The sequence below is a fragment of the Paraburkholderia sp. J7 genome (assembly GCF_905220155.1).
Classification (GTDB): Bacteria; Pseudomonadota; Gammaproteobacteria; order Burkholderiales; family Burkholderiaceae; genus Paraburkholderia.
Genome location: NZ_CAJMYZ010000083.1, coordinates 1 through 695, shown reverse-complemented (window position 1 = coordinate 695; position 695 = coordinate 1). Strand labels below are relative to the sequence as shown.

The window sequence follows — 695 nt, the reverse complement described above, 5'->3', positions numbered from 1 at the left end:
GCCGTGTGGATCACGAGGCCCGGCTGGTGCTTCGCCGGATCGATTTCCCACAGTTCCTTGATGCCGATGCCGTAGACCTGCGGGTCCGAATCCTTGCCCAGCTTGAACTTCTCGTTCAGCTGACGGCCCAGGTGTCCGCGGCAGCCTTCGCAGAACAGCGTGTATTTGGCGTGCAACTCCATGCCGAGCTGGAAGTTCTCGGTGGGCTCGCCGTCCTTGCCGACACCCATGTTGCCGGTGGCGACGCCCTTCACGGAACCATCGTCGTTGTAGAGCACTTCCGCAGCCGGAAAACCGGGGAAGATTTCCACGCCCAGCGCCTCGGCCTGCTGGCCCAGCCAGCGCGTGACGTTGGCGAGGCTGATGACGTAGTTGCCGTGGTTCTTGAAGTTGTCGGGCAGCGCCCAGTTCGGCACAGACTTAGCCCCCGTTTCGGAAAGAAAAAGGAACTTGTCCTCAGTCACGGGCACGTTCAGCGGTGCGCCTTGCTCTTTCCAGTCCGGCATCAGCTCGTTCAGGGCACGCGGATCCATGACCGCGCCCGAGAGGATATGCGCCCCGATTTCCGAGCCTTTCTCCAGCACGCAAACGCCGATTTCAGCGCCTTTTTCCGCGGCCAGCTGCTTCAGGCGGATCGCGGCGGACAGCCCGGCGGGGCCACCGCCGACGATCACGACGTCGTATTCCATCGACTC

At 62.9% G+C, this 695-nt stretch carries 1 protein-coding gene; it reads right to left on the bottom strand.

Annotation, left to right across the window (positions count from 1 at the left end; all coding sequences use genetic code 11):
* Positions 1-695: NAD(P)/FAD-dependent oxidoreductase (locus U5A58_RS40420; RefSeq protein ID WP_321965455.1), on the bottom strand; the 695-nt coding region annotated here is incomplete at both ends.